Raw genomic sequence first — 20,115 nt, forward strand, 5'->3', positions numbered from 1 at the left:
CTCATGTACGACGAACGTTTTCCCGGCCTGCGCCGACGCGGTTTCCTCGCCGCCACCACCGGAGCCGCCGCCCTCGCCCTCGTCGGCTGCGGAGGCGGTACGGACGACAAGGCGGACAGCGGCAGCGGAGGCACCCCCAAGCGCGGCGGACGACTGCGCGCCGCGTTCGCCGGCGGGGGCGCGAGCGAGACCCTCGACCCGCACCTGGCCAACCTGTTCGCCGATGTCGCCCGCGCCAAGGCCCTCTACGACAAGCTCGCCGACTACGGCGCCGACCTCTCCGCCCAGCCCCGCCTCGCCTCCAGGTGGGAGGCGAACAAGACCCTCGACCGCTGGCAGGTCACCCTCCGCGAGGCCACCTTCCACGACGGCAGCCCGGTCGCCGCCGAGGACGTCCTCTACAGCTACCGCCGGATAGCCGACCCGAAGCAGACCTTCCGCGCCAAGGCCTCCCTGGAACCCATCGACCTCGACGCGAGCCGCGCCACGGGGGAGCGCGGCATCGAGTTCGTGCTGAAGCGGCCGACCGCCGAATTCCCCAACATCCTGGCCGCGTTCGGCGCGTACATCGTCCCCTCGGGCGCCAAGGACTTCGACAGGAAGCCGGTCGGCTCCGGCCCCTTCCGGTTCGTCTCCTTCGCGCCCGGCCGCTCCGCCGTCTTCCGCCGCCACGACGACTACTGGGAGGGCGCCCCGCACCTCGACGAGCTCGAATTCGTCGTCGCCAACGAGGAGTCGGCCCGCGTCAACGCCCTCCTCGGCGGCCAGGTCGAGTACGCCCACGAACTCAACCCCACCACCGCCCGCGCCCACGAATCCGGCGGCCAGATCGAGATCGTGCGGCTGCGCAACAGCGCCATGCAGGCGTTCTGCATGAAGACCGACCGCGCTCCGTTCGACGACAAGCGGGTCCGCGAGGCGTTCTTCCTCATCGCCGACCGCCAGGAACTCGTCGACGGCGCCCTGTCCGGGGCGGGCGTGGTCGGCAACGACCTGTTCGGCAAGGGCTACGAGTACTACGCCGCCGATCTGCCCCAGCGCGCGCAGGACCTCGACAAGGCCCGCGCCCTGCTGAAGAAGGCCGGCGCCGAGAAGCTCAAGGTCACCCTGGACACCTCCGCCGTCGCCGCCGGATTCACCGAGGCCGCCAGCATCTTCCGCGACCAGGCTGCCAAGGCGGGCGTCACGGTGGAGGTGAAGATGGGCAGCAAGGACTCCTACTGGAGCGACATCCTCGATTCCGGCACCCTGTCCTGCTACCGCTCCGGCGCCATGCCCATCGAGGCCCACATCTCCCAGCGGCTGCTCACCGACTCCACCACCAACGCCACCAAGTGGCGGCACAAGGACTTCGACGCCCTGTACGAGCAGGCGCAGTCCACCCGCGACAAGACCCGACGGGCCGCCGTCTACGAGCGCATGCAGCGCCGGCTGTACGCCGAGGGCGGCTTCCTCATCTGGGGGTTCGCCGACTGGATCATCGGAACGGGCAAGACGGTGAAGGGAGTTGAGACCAAGGCGCCCGCCAACACCCTCGACTGGGCACGCTTCGACAAGGTGTGGCTCGCGTGACGGGACTCCGCTCCTTCGTCGCCCGGCGGCTCCTCCTCGGCGTCGTGCAGACCGTGGCCGTCGTGCTGCTGGTCTTCGCGCTCACCGAGGCGCTGCCGGGCGACGCGGCGGTGGCCCTCGCGGGCGACCAGCCCGACCCGGCGCGGATCGCCGCGATCCGCGAGGCCATGCATCTGGACCAGCCGGCGTACCAGCGGCTGGCGGACTGGGCGACGGGCCTCCTGCACGGCGACTTCGGCACCTCCCTGGCCTCCGGCCGACCGGTGACCCAGTACATCGGCGACGGCTTCGGCCCCACCCTGCTGCTGGCCGGACTCACCCTGGCACTCCTGATCCCGGTCGGCTTCGGCCTCGGCGTCCTCGCCGCCCGCCACGAGGGACGGTTCGTCGACCGGCTGGTCAGCTCGGTGACCCTCGCCGTGTACGCCGTCCCCGAGTTCGCCCTCGGCGTCCTGCTGGTGACGGTCCTCGCGCTGAAGCTCGCCTGGCTGCCGCCTACCGCCGTGGGCTACGGCACCGACCTGCTCGCCCATCCGGCGGCACTGGTCCTGCCGGTGCTGGTCCTGCTGTCCCGCCCGGTGTGCTCCCTGAGCCGCCTGGTACGCGCGGGCATGGTCGACGCCCTCGCCGCCCCCTACACCGCCCACGCCCGCCGCTACGGCATCTCCGGCGCCCGGGTCCGCTATCTGCACGCCCTGCCCAACGCGTTGGCCCCGGCGGCCCAGCAACTCGCCCGCACCGTCGACTGGTTGCTGTGCGGCGTGATCGTCGTCGAGGCGCTCTTCGTGATCCCGGGGCTCGGGACGGTGCTGCTCAACGCCGTGGCCGAGCGGGACGTTCCGGTGGTGCAGGGGCTGGCCGTGGTGTTCGGCGTGCTGACCGTCGTACTCAATCTGGGAGCCGACCTGGTGGCGCACCGGCTGACGCCCGGGGCGGGGGTGGCGGCATGAAACGCGGTCGCTTCGCGCTCGGTCTGGTGATCGTCGCGGTCCCCCTCCTGCTCGCCCTCCTGGGCCCCCTCCTCGCCGGTGAACCAGGGCCCCGCGCCGCCTCCTTCACCCTCGGCGACGGACACCGGCTCGGCACCGACTTCGTCGGACGGGACGTGTGGCAGCAGGTGCTGCACGGCGGCCGTACGGTCGTCCTGACCGCCCTCGCCGCGACCACGCTGGCGTATCTCGTCGCGGTCCCCGTCGGACTCGTCGGCGCCCTCACCCACGTACGGCGTCTCGAGGACCTGCTGATGCGGCCGCTGGACGTGCTGCTCGCCGTACCGTCGCTCCTGCTCGTGCTGCTCGTCGCCTCGGTGTTCTCGCCCGGTGCCGTCGGGCTCGCGCTGCTCGTGGCGCTGGTGAACGTGCCCGACGCGGCGCGGATCGTGCGGGCGGCCGCGGGGGAGGCCGCGGCCCGGCCCGCCGTCGAGGCGCTGCGGATGCAGGGCGAGACCTGGTGGCGGATCGCCGTCGGATACGTCGGCCGGTCCGCGCTGCGCACCCTCGCCGCCGACGCCGGGATCCGGCTGACCGGCGTGCTCTACCTGGTGTCCACGGCCGCCTTCCTCGGGGTCGGCGTCGCCCCGGACGCCGCCGACTGGGCCGTCATGGTCGACCGCAACCGCACCGGACTGTTCGTGCAGCCGTGGGCCGTGGTGGTGCCCGCGCTGCTGATCGTGGCGCTGACGACCGGGGTCAACCTCGTCTTCGACGCCGCGCTCCAGAAGAAGGGACGGCACGCGTGAGCGACCTCGTGGCCGAGATCCGTGACCTGCGCGTCGAGATCGACGGCCGCGCGATCGTCGACGGCGTGAACCTGCCGGTCCGGGCCGGAAAGGTGACCGCGGTCGTCGGCGCCTCGGGCAGCGGCAAGACCACGACCGGGCTCGCGCTGCTGGGGGAGTACCCGGCGGGCGCCGAGGTCTCGGGCGACGTACGGCTGACCGGGGCCGGGCCGGTGGGGTATGTGCCGCAGCATCCCGCGGCCGTCCTCAACCCCGCCCGGCGGGTCGGTGCGCTGCTGTACGACCTCGCCCGTGCCCAGGTCCGTGACCTGCCGCGCGCCGAACGTCGAACGGCGGCCCGCGAGCGCGTGCAGCGGGCCCTGGCCGACGCCCGACTCCCGGACGCCGAAGCCCTGTTGCGCCGCCGTCCGCACCAGCTCTCCGGCGGTCAGCAGCAGCGCGTGGTCCTCGCCCAGGCCCTGCTGCTCGGCGCACAGGTCGTGGTCGCCGACGAGCCCACGACCGGGCAGGACGCCCTCACCAAGGCAGGGATCGTCGAGCAGTTCGCGGCGGTCGCGGCGCGCGGCATCGCGGTCGTGCTGCTCAGCCACGACCTGGACGTCGTGCGCGCCCTCGCGGACGAGGTCCTCGTCATGAGGGAGGGCCGGGTCGTGGAGTCGGGGCCCGTGGCCCGGTTGTGGAGCGCGCCCCGGCACGAGTGGACCCGCCGGTTGCTCGACGAGCGGCGAGCCACCCCGAGTGCGGGCACCGAGGGCGGTCGGCCCGTCCTGGAGGTACGGGACCTCATCGCCGTACACGGCAATACGACCGTCTTGCGGGCGCCTCGGCTGATCCTGCGTGCGGGTGAGTGTCTCGCCGTCGTCGGCCGTTCCGGCAGCGGCAAGACCACGCTCGCCCGCTGTCTGGCCGGACTCCACCGCGACTTCGGCGGCGAGGTCCTGCTCGACGGCGAGGTCCTGCCGCACAGCCTGCGTCGCCGGGACCGGGAGCGGCGGGCCGCCGTCCAGTACGTCTTCCAGGACGCCCGCGCCGCCTTCGACGAGTACCGGCCCGTGCTCGACCAGGTCGCCCGTACGGCCGTGCGGCTGCGCGGCGCGGGGGAGCGGGCGGCCCGGGAGGAGGCCCTGCGCGTCCTCGACCGGCTCGGGCTGCCGGACGGCCTCGCGCGCCGGCGTCCCGGTGCGCTCTCCGGAGGCGAACTCCAGCGCGCGGCCCTCGCACGCGCCCTGCTGGCCCGGCCCCGGGTGCTGATCTGCGACGAGATCACCTCCGGCCTCGACACGGTCACCCGGCGCGGCCTCCTCGACCTCCTCGCGGGCCTGCTGCACGGGGATGGCGACGGGGACGGTGACCGCGGCGGGGACGCCGGCCTCTCCCTCGTCCTCATCACCCATGACCTGGACACCGCCCGCCTGGCCGACCGCGTCGCCGTCCTGGACGCGGGCGCCCTCGTCGAACAGGGCCCGGCCCGGCGTGTTCTGACCGAGCCGCGCCACCCCTTCACCGTCGACCTCATGGCGGCGACCACTCGTCTGGAGACCGGCGTCCGGCTCTGATCGAACGCGGATCGGAAGCGTCGTGCACGGGGGCGAAAGGTGTCTCCGGGGCACTTCGGGAGTTTGTTGTGATCGGTATCACAAAGGGTCTAGGGTGAAAAACGACTGGGAGGTCCGCCGGGGGGGCGTGCTGAACGGCGGCGCGCCACCGGGCCCGCCTCCGGGTGAGGGAAGTGATCCTGTTGTCCGTCGCCTGGGACGACATCGGCGGACTCGTCGATGCCCACGAACGTTTCCTGGCCGGTGCGCGGGTCGACGCCGACGTCCGTGGCTCCGTGCTGGACTCCTGGAAGCGCTGCCGCTCCGCAGGGCTCGAACCCGACCGCCTCCGCGTCCCGTACGCGCCGGACCTCACGCTCGACGAACCCTTCCTGCACGCGGCCGAGCCGGTCCTGAAGAACCTCGCCACCTCCCTGTCCGAGGCCGGCATGACCATCGCGCTGTGCGACGGACAGGGCCGCATGGTCCAGCGGATCGGCGGCGGCCGACGGCTCGGTGACCGGCTCGACGAGGTGAACTTCGCCCCCGGCTTCGACGCCTCCGAACATGTCGTGGGCACCAACGGCGTCGGCACCGCCCTCGCCGAACGCAACCCCGTCTACGTCGTCGGCCGCGAGCACTTCGCCGACTGCCTCCAGCCCTTCGCCTGCGCCGGAGCGCCCGTCCGCAACCCGCTCAGCGGCCGCATCGAGGCCGTCCTCGACCTCACCTGTCTGCGCGACGACGGCGACCCCGCCATGCTGCGGCTGGTCCGCGAGGCCGCCCACGCCATCGAGGCCCGGATGCTGGAGCTGGCCACCGAACGGGAGCGGGCCCTGCTCGCCGCCTACCGACGGGCCGCCCAGGCCTCCCCGGAGTGGCGGCAACCGCAGCGCCCCGACGGCGACGAACTGGGCAGCGTCGACCGGGCCGTACTGCGTGAGAAGGCCGAGGAACTCCTCGCCTCCCCGCACCGCACGCTGGAGGAGGTCACCCTCTCCGGCGGCCGGACCGCCACCCTGCTGCGCCGTCAGGTCCGGGGCGCGGACGGCGAGACGGGCGTCGTCGTCGAGGCCCGCATCCTCGGCAGCCCCTACCTGCGCCAGGTCTGTCTCAGCGCGCCGTCCGCCCCGGTGACCCCGACCCTGGCCCGCCCGCAGTCGATGGTGCCGCCCGTGCCGGCGCCGGCCCCCTCTCCGGCACCGACACGGGTCACGGTCCGCACCGCCGGGCCGCGAACGGTCGTAGCGCAGCCGGCCGAGGTGGAGACAGCGGTCCCTGTCGGCGCCGACCCGGGTGTGGGCGTCGTGACCCGCGCGCCCGCCGGCGCCCCCGGCGTAGACGCCCGGCTCCTGCTCCTCGGTGAGCCCGGGGTCGGGCGGCTGGCGCTGCTCGCCCGCAGGCGGCTGGAGTTGCTGCACGACGCGGGGGTGCGGATCGGCACCACCCTCGATGTCACCCGGACCGCCGAGGAACTCGCGGAGGTGACCGTCCCCCGGTTCGCCGACTTCGTCGCCGTCGACCTGCCGGACGGCGTGCTGCACGGCGAGGAGCCCGGAACGCTCGGCGCGGACACCCCGCTCAGGCGGGTCGCCCTGGGCGCCGTACATGAGGAATCGCATCTGCACGAGGTCGGCGACCCGGTGCGGTACGCCCCGGCCACCCCGCAGGCCCGCGCTCTGGAGACCCGGCAGCCGGTGCTCGAAGCCGTCCTCGCCGCCGCCGGGGGCTGGCTCGCCCAGGACCCGGCCCGGGGCGCACGGATCCTCAGGGCCGGCCTCCACTCCCTGATCACCGTGCCGCTGCGGGCCCGCGGCGCGACCCTCGGCCTGGTCAGCTTCTACCGCTGCGACAAGGCCGCGCCTTTCGAGGACGACGACCTCTCCCTCGCCCAGGAACTCGCCGGCCGCGCGGCGATCTGCGTCGACAACGCCCGCCGCTACACCCGCGAGCACAACACCGCGCTCGCCCTCCAGCGCAGCCTGCTGCCGCGCGGCCGCTCCGAACAGAGCGCCGTCGAGGTCGCCTACCGCTATCTGCCCGCCCAGGCCGGCGTGGGCGGCGACTGGTTCGACGTCATCCCGCTCTCCGGCGCCCGCGTCGCGCTCGTCGTCGGCGACGTCGTCGGCCACGGACTGCACGCGGCCGCGACCATGGGCCGACTGCGCACCGCCGTCCACAACTTCTGCGCCCTCGACCTGCCGCCCGACGACCTCCTCACCCACCTCGACGACCTGGTCGGCCGGCTCGACCGCGGCGAGGGCTGGGCGGCGGAGAGCAGCCCGGACTCCGGCATCGTCGGAGCGACCTGCCTCTACGCCGTCTACGACCCGGTGTCCCGGCGCTGCACCCTCACCCGCGCCGGGCACCCGCTGCCCGCGGTCGTCGAGCCCGACGGCACGGTGACCTTCGTCGACCTGCCCTCGGCGCCACCGCTCGGCCTCGGCGGGATGCCCTTCGAGACCGTCGAGCTGGAGCTGGCCGAGGGCAGCCAACTCGTGCTCTACACCGACGGGTTGATCGAGGACCGGCACCGCGACATCGACGCGGGCCTGGAGCGGCTGGGCGCCGTGCTCGCCCAGGCGGGGCGGCCGCCGGAGGAGACCTGCGAGGCGGTCCTGGACGCGCTGCTGCCGGCCCGCCCGAGCGACGACGTCGCCCTTCTGGTGGCCCGGACGCACGCCCTGGACTCCGCCCGGGTCGCCCAGTGGGACGTGCCCAGCGACCCGGCGGCCGTCTCCCGCTCCCGCGCGGCGGTCACCGAACAGCTGGCCGCCTGGGGCCTTCAGGAGCTGTCCTTCACCGTCGAACTCGTCGCCAGCGAACTGGTCACCAACGCCATCCGGCACGCCACCGGCCCGGTCCAGCTCCGGCTGCTCCGCGACCGCGCGCTGATCTGCGAGGTCTTCGACGGCAGCAGCACCTCACCCCGGCTGCGCCGCGCGAAGAACGAGGACGAGGGCGGCCGCGGTCTCTTCCTCGTCGCCCAGCTCACCGAGCGCTGGGGAACCCGCTACACCCCCGAAGGCAAGATCATCTGGACGGAACTGCCGCTGCCTTGACGGGCGAGGTCAGGGCCGGTCGAGTTCGAACCACACCACCTTGCCGCTGCTCAGCCGGGTGGCACCCCAGCGCCGGGCCATCCTGTTCACCAGGTACAGACCCCGCCCGCTCTCGTCCGTGGCCCGCGCCTGCCCCAGCACCGGGAGCCGCGGCTCGTCGTCGGTGACCTCGCAGCGCAGCACGTCGGTCCGCAGCAGCCGCAGGGTCAGGGGCCGCGAGGCGTAGCGCACCGCGTTGGTGACCACCTCGCTGACCAGCAGCTCGGCGGTGTCGCTCGCATCCTCCAGCCCCCAGCGGGACAGGGTGCGCCGCACCAGCCGGCGGGCCCGGGCGGGCGTGGCGTCCGACGGTTCCAGGAACCAGTACGCCACATCGCTCGGCGCGATGCCCTCGAAGCGGGCGGCGAGCAGCGCGATGTCGTCGTCCCGGTCGCCGGGACCGAGCATGTCGAGCACGTCGTCGCAGAGCGCCTCCAGCGGCGGCGGCCGATCGGGACCCGTCAGCTTCGCGGTCGCGGAGAGCCGCTCCCGGAGCTGCTCCATGCCGCTCCACACGTCCCGGATGCGGGACTCGACGAGCCCGTCGGTGTAGAGCAGCAGGGTGGCACCGGCCGGGGCGTCCAGCTCGATGGCCTCGAAGGGGACACCGCCGACCCCGATGGGCGCGCCCGGCGGCACCCGCAGCACCTCGGCCCGGCCGCCCGGATGCAGCAGAAGGGGCGGGGGGTGACCGGCGTTGGCGATGGTGATCCGGTGGGACACCGGGTCGTAGACGGCGTAGACACAGGTCGCCATCCGGTCTGTGCCGAGCCGTTGGGCCTGCTCGTCGAGGTGGTGCAGCACCTCCTGCGGCGGCATGTCGAGCCCCGCTAGGGTCTGGGCCGTGGTCCGCAGCTGGCCCATGATCGCGGCCGAGGTCATGGAGTGCCCCATGACGTCACCGACGACCAGCGCCACCCGGCTGCCGGTCAGCGGGATCGCGTCGTACCAGTCGCCGCCCACGCGGGCGGTCTCGGCGGCCGGCAGGTAGCGGGACGCCAGCCGGACCCCCGTCGGGCGGGGCAGGGTCTCGGGGAGCATGGCGCGCTGGAGTTCGTCGGCGATGTAGGCCTCACGGCCGTACAGGGCCGCCTTGTCGATGCCGAGCGCGCTGTGGGTGGCCAGTTGGGCGGCGAGCAGGAGGTCGTTGGGTTCGAAGGCGGGGCGTTCCGGGGCGCGGAGGAAGAGCACGGCGCCGATGACCCGGCGGCGGCCGCGCAGCGGGGCGAGGATGGCGCGCTGTCCGTCGGGCCTGATCGACTCGCCACCCTCGCCGAGGAGTTCGGGCAGGGCGTCGCGGGCGGCCGGTGCCTCCGTGAACACCGGGCGTACGCCGCGCAGCACCTCGGCGAGCGCGCCCTCGGGCGGGACGGTGCACCGTTCGGCGACGAGCTCGTCCAGCGCGGGCGGGCCCCCGCGAGGGTCGCCCTCGGCGCGGACACCGTCGTGCGCCTCGTGCGGGATCCGGTCGGTCCGGTGCAGTCGCAGCACGAGCGGGCCCGTCGGCCGTTCGTCGCCGACCGGCAGCGGCTCGCGCAGGTAGACCAGGATCCCGTCCGAGAACGTCGGTACGGTCGCCCGGCACAGCCCCGTCACGATCTCGTCCAGGTCGAGACCGCGGGCGATCCGCCGGGTCGCCGCCCCCGCGAACCGCAGCCGGTCGCCGTCCTGCCGCATCGGCATCGGGGTCGAGGCGGGGGCCGGGGACGGGAGCTCGGCGGCAGCGGGTGGTGGAAGCGCTCCCCGCGCCCGTACGGTCGTGCGGGGCTCGTCGGCCGGAGCCTCGCTCACCCCGAGGGCGACATGCGTCGAGAGCTGACCGACCGTCCGCAGGTCGGCGGCGTCGAAGGCGTCGCGGTCGGAGCGGCGCAGGAAGACGGCCGCGCCGAGCACACCCCGCGTGCCCGTCAGAGGGGCGAGGAGGACACGGTTGCCCTCGGCGGCGCCGGGAGCGGGGCCCAGCAGCTCGAGCAGCGCGTCGTCGAGCGCGGCGGAGGGGCGGCTCAACGTCTCGCCCGTACGCAGGACTTCGGCCAGGGCGCCGGACTGCGGCACCGAGGCGTGGGCCGGCACCGGTCCGCTCAGCGTGCCGCCCAGGTCCGGTCCGCGGCCGGGATCCGACTCCAGCTCCTTCGCGGTCATCTTCGCGAGTTCCAGGCGCAGTTCACGGAAGCCGCGATGGCCGAGCGCCCGGGCGGCCCGAGTGACGGTGGCCTCGCTGGTGCTCGCGAGTTCGGCGATGCCGGCCTTGGTGAGGGACGCGCCGCGAGCCGGGTCGGCGGCGAGGATCTCCACGACCTGCCGCACCCGAGGGGGAGCGTCGGCGGGGAGCCGTTTCAGCAGGGTGCTCCCGGTGAGCGAGGGCGCGCGCGGCGCGGGTGCGCTCCGGAAGTCGCCGGCCGCCAACCGGAGGGCGCAGGGCACCGTGTCCGGCCCGACCGGGGGTTCGGGGGCGGCGTCGAGATAGACGAGCACGGCGTCCGCCACGTGCTCCACGCCCACCGCACAGAGCTCCCGGACGACCGCCGTGCGGTCCTCGGCGCGGGCGATGCGACGAACCGCCGTGGCGAGCAAACGTTGGGGATCCGAGCGCATTGCCTCTCCGTGCAGGTGACCACGGGCACGGACTCCACAGTCCGGCGTCAGACATCCTCGGGGAGCCCGGAAGATCTGTCCAGCCGTTCATGAACAGCGGGGCCTGCCAACTTGGCGTCCGCAAAGCTCACTTGACCGTACACGAGTCGCGCCCCCGGCCGGACCCGGGCCCTTGGAGCCCGTCTTCGAGCCGGACCGGCTCGCGCCGCTCACCCCTGCTCGTCGCCTCCCCGGCCCAGCGGCAGCGCCAGGGTGAACACCGTGCGGCCCGGTTCGCTGGTCACCTCCACCGTCCCGCCGTGCGCCCGGACGAGGGAGCGGGCGACCGCCAGGCCCAGGCCGCTGCCGCCGCGGTCGCGGCTGCGGGCCTTGTCGACCCGGTAGAAGCGGTCGAAGACCTTCTCGCGGTCGGCGGGCGGGATGCCCGGGCCGGCGTCGGTGACGCGTACCAGCGCGCGGCCGGAGACGGCCGAGACGGTCACCGACACCGGTGTGCCGGCGGGGGTGTGGACGGCCGCGTTGGTGAGGAGGTTGTCCAGGACCTGGCGGATGCGGTGCGGGTCCAGGCGCAGCACGAGCGGGGCCGGGACGTCCGGCACCGTCAGGGGGCGGTCGGGGTGCGCGGCGCGGAACGCGGCGGCCGCGTCGTGGACGAGCTCGACCAGGTCGGTGTCCCTGGGCCGCAGCGGGGTGTCCACCTCGGCCGCGTCCAGCCGGGCGAGCAGCAGCAGGTCGTCCAGCAGGACGCCCATCCGGGCCGCCTCCGCGCGCAGCCGGGCCAGGTGCCGGTCCCGTTCCTCGGGCTCGTTCGCGGCGGCGTACTGGAAGAGGTCCGCGTAGCCCCGTACCGACATCAAAGGCGTACGGAGTTCGTGGGAGGCGTCCGCGACGAACCTGCGCAGCCGCTGCTCGGCCTCCGCGCGCACCGCCAGCGAGTCGTCGATGTGCTCCAGCATCGTGTTGAACGCGGTGCGCAACTCCTCGACCTCGGGGCCGCCGCCCTTGCGGTCCGCGCGCAGCGGCAGCCGGGCCTCCGGGTCGGTCAGGTTGTGCGAGGAGATGCCGTGCGCGGTGGACGCCATGTCGCTCAGCGGTTTCAGGCCCTTGCGCAGCACCTTCCGCCCGAACAGCACCAGCGCCAGCAGCGCGAGCCCGAAGGTGACCACCTGGATCGTGATCAGCTGCCCCACGGTCTCGTCGATCTCGTCCATGGGCGCCGCGCTGACCAGCACCACACCGGGCTCGACCTCACAGGCCCGCAGCCGGTAGTCGCCCGCGCCCCGGAGGTGCCTGGTGCTCACCACCTCGGCGCCGGCGGTGGTCTGCGCCTGCGCGAGGGACGTGAAGTCGTCGACGTCCTTGGGCAGGTCGCCGGGGTCCTCGGGGGTACGGAGCTCGGCGGTGCCGTCCGTCACGTCGTACACCGCGTAGTACCAGCGGTAGTACTTCTTCCCGGCCAGCGAGCCGTGGTCCACGATGCTCTTGGACTGGGCGGTCTGGGCGAGCTGGAGCTGCTCGTTGAGCTGGGCCGACAGATAGTCGCGCATGTACGTCGTCAGCGCCGTGCCCACGACGCCGAACACCAGCAGCGCCAGGGCGCCCAGGCCCAGTGCCAGCCGGGTGCCGAGGCGGAGCCTGCGGTACGTCCGGCGCAGTCGCCCGATCACTCCGCCGCCTGCCGGATGACGTAGCCGAAGCCGCGGACGGTGTGGATCAGCGGTTCGCCCGTGTCGTCCAGCTTGCGGCGCAGCCGGCTGACGACCAGCTCGACGACGTTGGAGCGGCCGCCGAAGCCGTACTCCCAGACATGGTCGAGGATCTGTGCCTTGGTGAGCACGGTCGGCGACTTGCGCATCAGGTAGCGCAGCACCTCGTACTCGGTCGGGGTGAGCGTGAGCAGCTTGTCGGCGCGGCGCACCTCGCGGGTGTCCTCGTCCATCGTCAGGTCGCCCACCCGCAGCACGGACCGCTGGAAGCCGGGCCCCGCCGAGCGCCGCAGCACGGTCCGCAGCCGGGCCATCAGCTCCTCCACCGCGAACGGTTTGACCAGGTAGTCGTCGCCGCCCCGGGTCAGCCCCGCCACCCGGTCGGCGACCGCGTCCCGGGCGGTGAGGAACACCACGGGCACCATCGTGCCCGAGCTGCGCAGCCGCTCCAGGACCCCGAAGCCGTCGATGTCGGGCAGCATCAGGTCGAGCACCACGATGTCCGGACGGAACGCCGCGGCGCGGCTCAGCGCCTCCTCCCCGGAGTTCGCCGTCACCGCGTCCCAGCCCTCGTACCGGGCGACGGTCGCGACGAGGTCGGCGATGGGCGGGTCGTCGTCCACGACGAGGAGGCGTACTTTTTCCACCCGTTCATAGTGCGTCACGCGGGCCCGGACTCCAGTGCCGATACTTCCTCGCGGCCACATCGATAACCACTTGAAAGTTGTACGACAGGTGATCGACAGGTTCCCCGAGCCAAGCTCGAGGTACACCGGCCCCGATCAAGGAGCTCCGTCCGTGACGACGACCGTCAAACCGCCCACCGCGCCCCCCACGGCGATACGGCCCAAAGTGGTGGCCCGCACGGGCCTGTACGCCGTGATCGCCGCGAACGTGGCCGTGGTGGCCGTCTTCTTCGCCCAGGCCGGGTTCGCCTCCAACGCCCTGATCGTGATCGGCCGGCTCGCCGGTCTCTACGGCGCCCTGTTCATGGCCTTCCAGCTGCTCCTGGTGGCCCGGCTGCCGTGGCTGGACCGCCGGATCGGCATGGACCGGCTGACCTCCTGGCACCGCTGGACCGGCTTCGGCATCCTCTGGACCCTCCTCGCCCACCTGGTCTTCATCGCCTTCGGCTACGCCGAGGGCACCGAGGTGGGCCCGATCGGCACGGTCGTCGACCTCGCCGAGACCACCGAGGGCGTCCTCCGCGCGCTCACCGCCTTCGCGATCATCCTCGTCATCGGCGGCGTCTCGGCCCGCTACGCCCGGCGCCGGCTGGCCTACGAGACCTGGCACTTCATCCACCTGTACACCTACGTCGCGGTGCTGCTGGCCTTCACCCACCAGGTCGCGGTCGGTACGACGTTCACCTCGTCGACCGCCGCGACGACGTACTGGTACGGACTGTGGACCGTCGCCCTCGGCTCGGTGGTCCTCGGCCGGATGGTGCTGCCGCTGTGGCGCAACCTGCGCCACCAGTTCCGTATCGAGGCCGTCGTCCCCGAGTCCGACAACGTCGTGTCGATCTACGTCACCGGCCGCGACCTGGACAAGCTGCCCGCCCGGGCCGGCCAGTTCTTCCTGTGGCGCTTTTTGACCAAGGACCGCTGGTGGCAGGCGAACCCCTTCTCCCTGTCGGCCGCCCCCGACGGCCGCACCCTGCGCCTGACCGCGAAGGTCGCCGGTGACGGCACCGCCGCCCTGCGCCACCTGAAGCCCGGCACCCGCGTCTTCGCCGAGGGCCCCTACGGCGCCTTCACCGCCCTGCACCGCACCCGCCCCGAGGCCGTCCTCATCGCCGGCGGCGTCGGAGTCACCCCGATCCGGGCACTCCTGGAGGAGCTGCACGGCCACGCGGTCGTCATCTACCGCGTCGCCGCCGACCGGGACGCCGTCCTCTACGAGGAGCTGCGCGAGCTCGCCCACGCCAAGGGCGCCGAGCTGCACCTGGTCACGGGCCCGCCGGTGCCCGACAAGCTGGCCCCGGCCGAGCTGCGGCGCCTGGTGCCCGACATCGCCGACCGGGACGTCTTCCTGTGCGGGCCGCCCCCGATGATGAACGCCGTGCTGGCCACCCTGCGGGAGCTGGACGTGCCCAAGGCGCAGACCCACTTCGAGCGCTTCAGCCTGGCTGGATGAGGAAGAGATCGTGAAGCGAGCCATACCTGTAGTCGTCCTCAGCATCGCGGGCCTGGTCCCCATCTGGCGCTACGAGCCGTCCCTGCCCGGCAGCACCACCACGCCGGAGGCCGCGTCCACACCGTCGGCGTCCGACTCGTCCGGGTCCTCGTCCGCCTCGGGCACCGTCGTCAAGGGTTCGACGCTGAACACCGAGAAGGGCCCTGTCCAGGTCCAGGTGACCTTCCAGGGCGAGAAGATCACCGCGGTGAAGATGCTCCAGCAGCCGAACCATCCGCAGACGACGGCGGCGGTGCCGAAGCTGGTCGCGGAGACGTTGGAGGCGCAGAGCGCGGACATCGACACGGTGTCCGGTGCGACGATCACCAGCGAGGCCTACAAGGAGTCCCTCCAGGCCGCGATCGACGCGAAGGGCTGACCATGCACAGGGTCGAACACGTCATGGGGTTCCCGGTGTCGCTTCGGGTCGACGACGAGCACATCGGCGAGGGCGAGGCGGACGCCGTGTTCGCGTGGCTGCGCGAGGTCGACACGCGGTTCAGCCCCTTCAAGCCCGACAGCGAGGTGTCGCGGCTGGGCCGGGGCGAGCTCGCCGAGGATGAGGTGAGCGCCGACCTGCGGACCGTGCTCGACCTGTGCGAGCACTACCGGACCGCCACCGGCGGCGCGTTCGACGTACGGCTGCCCGGGCGGGGCCTCGACCCCTGCGCGGTCGTCAAGGGCTGGTCCGTACAGCGTGCCGCCGAGCTGCTGACGGCGGCCGGCGCCACGCGGTTCGTCCTCAACGCCGGCGGTGACGTGGTCACCGCCGGCGGCCCCTGGCGGGTGGGCGTACGCCACCCCGAACACGCCGACAAGCTGTGCACCGTCCTGGACCTGACGGACGGCGCCGTCGCGACCTCCGCCCGCTACGAACGCGGCGACCACATCATCGACGGCCGCACCGGCCGCCCCGCGACGGGGCTGCTCAGCCTGACCGTGGTGGCCGAGACCCTGACCGAGGCCGACGCGGTCGCCACGGCCGCCTTCGCGATGGGCGCCGAGGGCGTCGACTGGGCGGCCGGCCTGCCGGGTTGCGAGGTCTTCGCGGTGGACGCGGAGCGCCGGGTGCTGCGGACGCCGGGATTCCCCACGGCCAAGGAGAGTCCGGCGGCGGCCTGACGGCGTGGCGAACCGGACGCGGTGGCGGGCGAGTTCGCGCTCCCGACCGGCGGCATCGGTGTGATCGGCTGACTAACCTGGCGCGGTGACCATCGAGTTGACGTTGCTGACGTCCGTGTCCCATCAGGGCCGGGAGATCACCGCGCCCCGGCTGCGCGGGCTGCTCGCGCTGCTGGCGGGGGAGTTGCGGACGGGGTGCAGTGCCGGGCGGCTGGTCACGGGACTGTGGCCGGAGGAGCAGCCGGAGAACCCGGCGAAGGCGCTCCAGATCCTGGTCTCGCGGGCCCGGCGGCAACTCGGCGCCGACGTCGTCGCCAGCACGCCCACCGGGTACCGGCTCACCCTGCGCGAGGACCAGGTCGACGCCTCGGCCGTCCTCCTGCACACCGCGGCCGCCACGGAGAAGTCCCGCGCCCAGGACCACGCGGGCGCTCTCGCCGAGGCCGAGGCCGGGCTCGCCCTGTGGGACGGCGGCGAGGTGTCCGCCACGGAGGCTCTCCCCGGCGACCCGCTGGGCGCCCTGCGCGCCGAACGAGCCACCGCCCACCACGCCCTGGTCCGCTGCCGCACCCTCGCCCTGGCCCGCACCGGCCGCCGTGCGGAGGCCGTCGCACCGCTCACCGCGATGGCCGCCGCCCACCCGCGCGACGAGGAGCTCCTCCTGGAGCTGATGCGCTGCCAGACGGCCACCGCGGGCGCCCCGGACGCGCTCGCCACCTACGACCGCCACCGCCGCCGGCTGCGCGACGAACTCGGCACCGACCCCGGCCCCGCCCTCCAGGAACTCCATCAGGAACTGCTGCGCGGCGAGGCGCCCGTGGTCCGGCGCGGGGTGCCGCACGAACCGAACCCGCTGCTCGGGCGGGACGCCGACGTCGCCGAGGTGACCCGGCTGCTGCACGGCTCCCGCGTCACCTCCGTCGTCGGACCCGGCGGCCTCGGCAAGACCCGCCTCGCGAGCGCCGTCGCCCGGGACGCCGAGCAGCGGATCGTGCACCTGGTGCCGCTCGCCGGGGTCCGGGCGGACGTGGACGTCGCCGCCGAGGTGGCCGCCGCCCTGGACGCCGCGGGCCCCGACCCCGTCACCGCGATCGTCGGCGCCCTCGGCACCGGGCCCGCGCTGCTCGTCCTGGACAACTGCGAGCAGGTCGTGCGGGGCGTCGCCGACCTCGTACAGGCCCTCGTCTCGCGCACCCGCGACCTGCGGATCCTCACCACCAGCCGGGCACCCCTCGGACTGTCCTCGGAGACCGTGCACGCGCTGCCCGAACTCGACACCTCCACCACCGTCGAGCTGTTCGAGCAGCGTGCCCGCGCCGCCCGCCCCGGCGTCGACCTGCCCGCCGACGCGGTGACCGCCCTGTGCCGCCGCCTCGACGGACTGCCGCTCGCCGTCGAACTCGCCGCCGCCCGGGTCCGGGTGATGTCGGTCGCGGAGATCGCCCGCCGCCTGGAGGACCGGTTCGCGCTGCTGCGCGGCGGCCCCAGGGACGCCCCGCAACGCCATCGCACCCTGCACGCCGTCGTCGACTGGAGCTGGAACCTCCTCGAGGAGCCGGCGCAGGAGGCGCTCCGCGCGCTGTCCGTCTTCCCGGCCGGGTTCACGGCCGAGGCCGCCGGACAGCTCGTCGACGACGCCTGGGAGTTCCTGGAGGACCTGGTCGACCAGTCCCTGCTGAGGGTCGCCGACACACCGTACGGTGCCCGCTTCCGCATGCTGGAGACGGTCCGCGAGTTCGCCGCCGCCGAGCGGGACGACTCGGTCACCGACCGGTTCCTTGGCTGGGCGCGGGAGTTCGGCGCCGCCCACCACGACGCCCCCTTCGGCACCGACCCGTTCGCCTCCTGGCAGCTGATCCGTGCCGAGCAGGACAACCTCGTCCAGGCACTGCGGCTCGCGCTCGCCCGCGACGACCTCGACACCGTCGCCACGGTCACCGCCGTACTCGGCGCCCTGTGGGTCACGGAGACCAACTACCCCCGCATGATCACCCTCACCGACGACACCGCCGCGCCCCTGTCCCACTACCGGCCCGCGCCCGCGTACGTCGAACCGACCCGCACCGCGGCCGCCCTGCTGACCGCCAACCTGTTCCTGGGCGTGGGCCCGGGCGCCGTCCGCACCCTGGTCACCTTGCGCCGGCTGCCGCCCGCCGAGCCGGACACGATGGTGCGGGCCCTCGCGACGGTGCTGTGCGGCTTCCCCCGCGTGCTCTCGGACCACGAGGCGCTGCGCGAACTGTGCGACAGCGACCGGCCGTTGCTCGCGGGCGTCGCCAACTACGTGGCCGGCTACGTCTGGGAGAGCGAGCACCGTCCGGACCTGGCCCTCGCCGCCGCCCGCCGGACGGTCGAGGCGCTGGGCGACGGCGACATCCCGGTCCTGCGGATCTGGCCGGCCTCCCGGCTGGCCGAACTGTGTCTCCAGACCGAGCGCGGAGGCGAGGCCCTGGTGCACATGCGGGCCGCGCTGGGCGCCCTGGAGCACCTCGGCGAATGGAACGACACCATCGGCATGCGATGGGGCCTGATGATCGCCAATCTTCAGACCGGCGACCTCGACGCGGCCGAGCACTGGCTGGAGGAGGCCCTGCGCCACGAGCCGGAGTCCACCGCCTCCGACGCCTTCACCCCCGACCTCGGCGCCCGCGCCGAGATGGCCCTCGCGCGCGGCGACATCGAGACCGGGCTCGGCCTGTGGCGTCGGGCCGTGGAACGCCTCGAACACTCCGCGAGCCCGGTCTCCGGCGAGGAACTCGTCATCGAGGGCTGGGTCCTGGAGCTCCAGTCCGTCGCCGTCATCGCACACGCCCGGCACGGGCGCGCCCACCTCGTCGCACCGCTCGCCGCCGCGCTGCCGGACCGCCTCACCGCCCTGCTCACCCGTCCGGCGGCCGCCCCGCGCTATGTGACCGTCGACTTCCCGGTGTGCGGCTCGCTGCTGCTCGCCCTGGGCGCGCTGGCCCTGGCCGACGGCGACGGCACTCGCGGTGCCCGTCTGACCGCCCTCGCCGAACGCTTCCGCGTGCTGCGCAACTTCCAGCCCACGATGTCCTCGGCACACGCCCGCGAGGCCGCCGAGCGGGCCGACAAGGCGGCCTACGAGGACGCGGTGGCCGCGTACGCCGCCCTGGACGCCCGCGGGCTCCGGGAAGCCGCCCTCGCTCTGGTACCGGTCAGAGCCTGACCGGCAGGCCCAGCAGATGGAAACCGTCGCCGGGCCAGTGCCCGAACGGCACGTCGGCGCGGTCCACCGCCAACTCCGGTACCACGGACCGCCGTACGAGAAGCTCCTCGAGGACCACGCCGGTCAGCAGCCGGCCGAGGGCCGCGCCGATGCAGTAGTGCGGGCCGTGACCGAAGGCGAGATGACCCTCGCCGCGGCCGAACTCCCGGGTCACGTCGAGGCGTTCGGGGACTTCGTAGACCGCCGGGTCGTGGTCGGCGGCGAACAGGGCGACCGTCACCGCCTCGCCCACGCGCAGCCGGGTGCCGGCGAACACGAAGTCCTCGGTGGCGTAGAGCGTGGCGCCCATACGGACGAGCGTGACGTACCGCAGGAGCTCGGGCACCGCCCGGTCGAGCGACTCGGGCTCGGTGCGCAGCCGTCGCAACTGCTCGGGGTGGTCGAGGAGGGCGAGGACGGCATGGGCGAGGAACAGCGCGGGCGGGGTGATGCCGGTGTTGATCAGCAGGAAGAAGACGGTGACGATCTCGTCGTCGGTCAGACCGCCGTCCGCGAGCAGCGCCGAGACCAGGTCGTCGGCGGGCGCGGCGCGACGCCGGGCAACCAGCTCCTTCGTGTACGCCACGATCCCGCCGAGCCCCTCGAGGGCGCCACCGCCGTCGCCGTACGCGAAGTCCCGGATCCAGCCGCACACCCTGCCCTGGTCGGCCGCGTCCACGCCGACCAGCTCGCAGATCAGGGCGGTGCTCAGCGGATAGGCGAACTCGCCCAGCAGATCGGCCTGTTCGCGCCCGGCGAGAGTGTCGGCCAGCTCCCGCGCGGTCCTCTCCACGAACGGGCGGAGCGCGGCCACCCGGCGGGCGGTGAAGGCGCGGGTGAGCGGGGCGCGGCGGCGGGTGTGCTCGTCGCCGTCGAACAGGGCCAGGTGCCCGGAGAGGTACGGCCGGTACTCCTCGGGGATGCCCTCCAGTCCCGACGCCAGCAACTCGGCCTGAGGGTCCGGTAGTTCGGAGTCCTTGATGGTCGAGCGGTCCCGGACCAGCCGGGGTTCGGTGAGCGCGGCCTTCACGTCCTGATGGCGCGTCACGAGCCGTACCGGGGTGCTCAGGCCGGGCAGGACGACCTGACCGAGGCCGGGGCCGGCGCGGAGTCCCGCGTAGGCCCCGACGGGGTTCTCGACCAGGTCGGGGGTGAGGTGGAGGGTCATGGGTGGAGTGTGCGGGGGGTCGCCTTCAGGGCGGTTTCAGAGCGGTTTCAGCCGTCCCGCTCGGCGGTGGTCAGCCGACGTCGGAGGCGTCCAGGCGGGGCCGCTTCTGGGGGTCGCCCACAGCGGAGCCATGCCGGACGCCAGAAGTCGGGCCGGGGAGGGCGGTTCGGCGGG

At 73.7% G+C, this 20,115-nt stretch carries 13 protein-coding genes and 1 pseudogene; 9 read left to right on the forward strand and 5 right to left on the reverse strand.

Features of this window, described 5'->3' with window-relative positions; genetic code table 11:
- The first annotated feature begins 3 nt into the window (after positions 1 to 3).
- From ABKA17_RS11735 to ABKA17_RS11755, 5 genes are all read left to right on the forward strand, one after another.
- The gene (locus ABKA17_RS11735; RefSeq protein WP_353691904.1) at positions 4 to 1,572 is read left to right on the forward strand and encodes an ABC transporter substrate-binding protein; all 1,569 of its coding nucleotides are present in this window, start codon (positions 4 to 6) and stop codon (positions 1,570 to 1,572) included.
- A complete protein-coding gene (locus tag ABKA17_RS11740) occupies positions 1,569 to 2,522 on the forward strand; it encodes an ABC transporter permease (protein ID WP_353691905.1) in 954 nt (317 codons plus the stop codon). Before ABKA17_RS11735 ends, ABKA17_RS11740 begins: the two co-directional genes overlap by 4 nt.
- Entirely contained in the window at positions 2,519 to 3,310 is a 792-nt protein-coding gene (locus ABKA17_RS11745) for an ABC transporter permease subunit (protein ID WP_353691906.1), read from the forward strand. Before ABKA17_RS11740 ends, ABKA17_RS11745 begins: the two co-directional genes overlap by 4 nt.
- Positions 3,307 to 4,866, forward strand: a complete 1,560-nt coding sequence (locus tag ABKA17_RS11750; protein ID WP_353691907.1) for an ABC transporter ATP-binding protein — start codon at positions 3,307 to 3,309, stop codon at positions 4,864 to 4,866. Before ABKA17_RS11745 ends, ABKA17_RS11750 begins: the two co-directional genes overlap by 4 nt.
- 173 nt (positions 4,867 to 5,039) lie before the next feature.
- Positions 5,040 to 7,907, forward strand: coding sequence for a SpoIIE family protein phosphatase (locus ABKA17_RS11755; protein ID WP_353691908.1), 2,868 nt, complete (start codon positions 5,040 to 5,042; stop codon positions 7,905 to 7,907).
- 9 nt (positions 7,908 to 7,916) lie between these two features.
- Here ABKA17_RS11755 and ABKA17_RS11760 read toward each other — a convergent pair whose 3' ends face one another.
- From ABKA17_RS11760 to ABKA17_RS11775, 4 genes and pseudogenes are all read right to left on the reverse strand, one after another.
- The gene (locus ABKA17_RS11760; RefSeq protein WP_502994224.1) at positions 7,917 to 10,043 is read right to left on the reverse strand and encodes an ATP-binding SpoIIE family protein phosphatase; all 2,127 of its coding nucleotides are present in this window, start codon (positions 10,041 to 10,043) and stop codon (positions 7,917 to 7,919) included.
- A gap of 45 nt (positions 10,044 to 10,088) precedes the next feature.
- Positions 10,089 to 10,541 (reverse strand): annotated as a pseudogene (locus tag ABKA17_RS11765) (hypothetical protein); the annotation flags it as partial.
- 209 nt (positions 10,542 to 10,750) lie between these two features.
- A complete protein-coding gene (locus tag ABKA17_RS11770; RefSeq protein ID WP_353691909.1) occupies positions 10,751 to 12,208 on the reverse strand; it encodes a sensor histidine kinase in 1,458 nt (485 codons plus the stop codon).
- Complete coding sequence (locus ABKA17_RS11775) at positions 12,205 to 12,894, reverse strand: response regulator transcription factor (RefSeq protein ID WP_353691910.1); 690 nt, start codon at positions 12,892 to 12,894, stop codon at positions 12,205 to 12,207. Before ABKA17_RS11775 ends, ABKA17_RS11770 begins: the two co-directional genes overlap by 4 nt.
- A 151-nt stretch (positions 12,895 to 13,045) precedes the next feature.
- Here ABKA17_RS11775 and ABKA17_RS11780 point away from each other — a divergent pair, with 151 nt between their 5' ends.
- From ABKA17_RS11780 to ABKA17_RS11795, 4 genes are all read left to right on the forward strand, one after another.
- Positions 13,046 to 14,386: a ferredoxin reductase family protein gene (locus ABKA17_RS11780; protein ID WP_353691911.1), complete on the forward strand. Its 1,341-nt coding sequence runs from the start codon at positions 13,046 to 13,048 to the stop codon at positions 14,384 to 14,386.
- A gap of 10 nt (positions 14,387 to 14,396) precedes the next feature.
- A complete protein-coding gene (locus tag ABKA17_RS11785; RefSeq protein ID WP_353691912.1) occupies positions 14,397 to 14,804 on the forward strand; it encodes an FMN-binding protein in 408 nt (135 codons plus the stop codon).
- A gap of 2 nt (positions 14,805 to 14,806) precedes the next feature.
- Entirely contained in the window at positions 14,807 to 15,547 is a 741-nt protein-coding gene (locus ABKA17_RS11790) for an FAD:protein FMN transferase (RefSeq protein WP_353691913.1), read from the forward strand.
- 85 nt (positions 15,548 to 15,632) lie between these two features.
- On the forward strand, positions 15,633 to 18,734 hold the full coding sequence (locus ABKA17_RS11795; protein WP_353691914.1) for an ATP-binding protein: 3,102 nt from the start codon (positions 15,633 to 15,635) through the stop codon (positions 18,732 to 18,734).
- Here the strand turns inward: ABKA17_RS11795 and ABKA17_RS11800 are convergent.
- Positions 18,724 to 19,941 carry a cytochrome P450 gene (locus ABKA17_RS11800; RefSeq protein ID WP_353691915.1) on the reverse strand — a complete coding sequence of 406 codons (1,218 nt, stop codon included), beginning with the start codon at positions 19,939 to 19,941 and terminating at the stop codon, positions 18,724 to 18,726. The genes ABKA17_RS11795 and ABKA17_RS11800 overlap by 11 nt on opposite strands.
- Positions 19,942 to 20,115 lie beyond the last annotated feature (174 nt).

Source organism: Streptomyces sp. RG80 (assembly GCF_040446465.1).
In the GTDB taxonomy this organism is placed as follows: domain Bacteria; phylum Actinomycetota; class Actinomycetes; order Streptomycetales; family Streptomycetaceae; genus Streptomyces.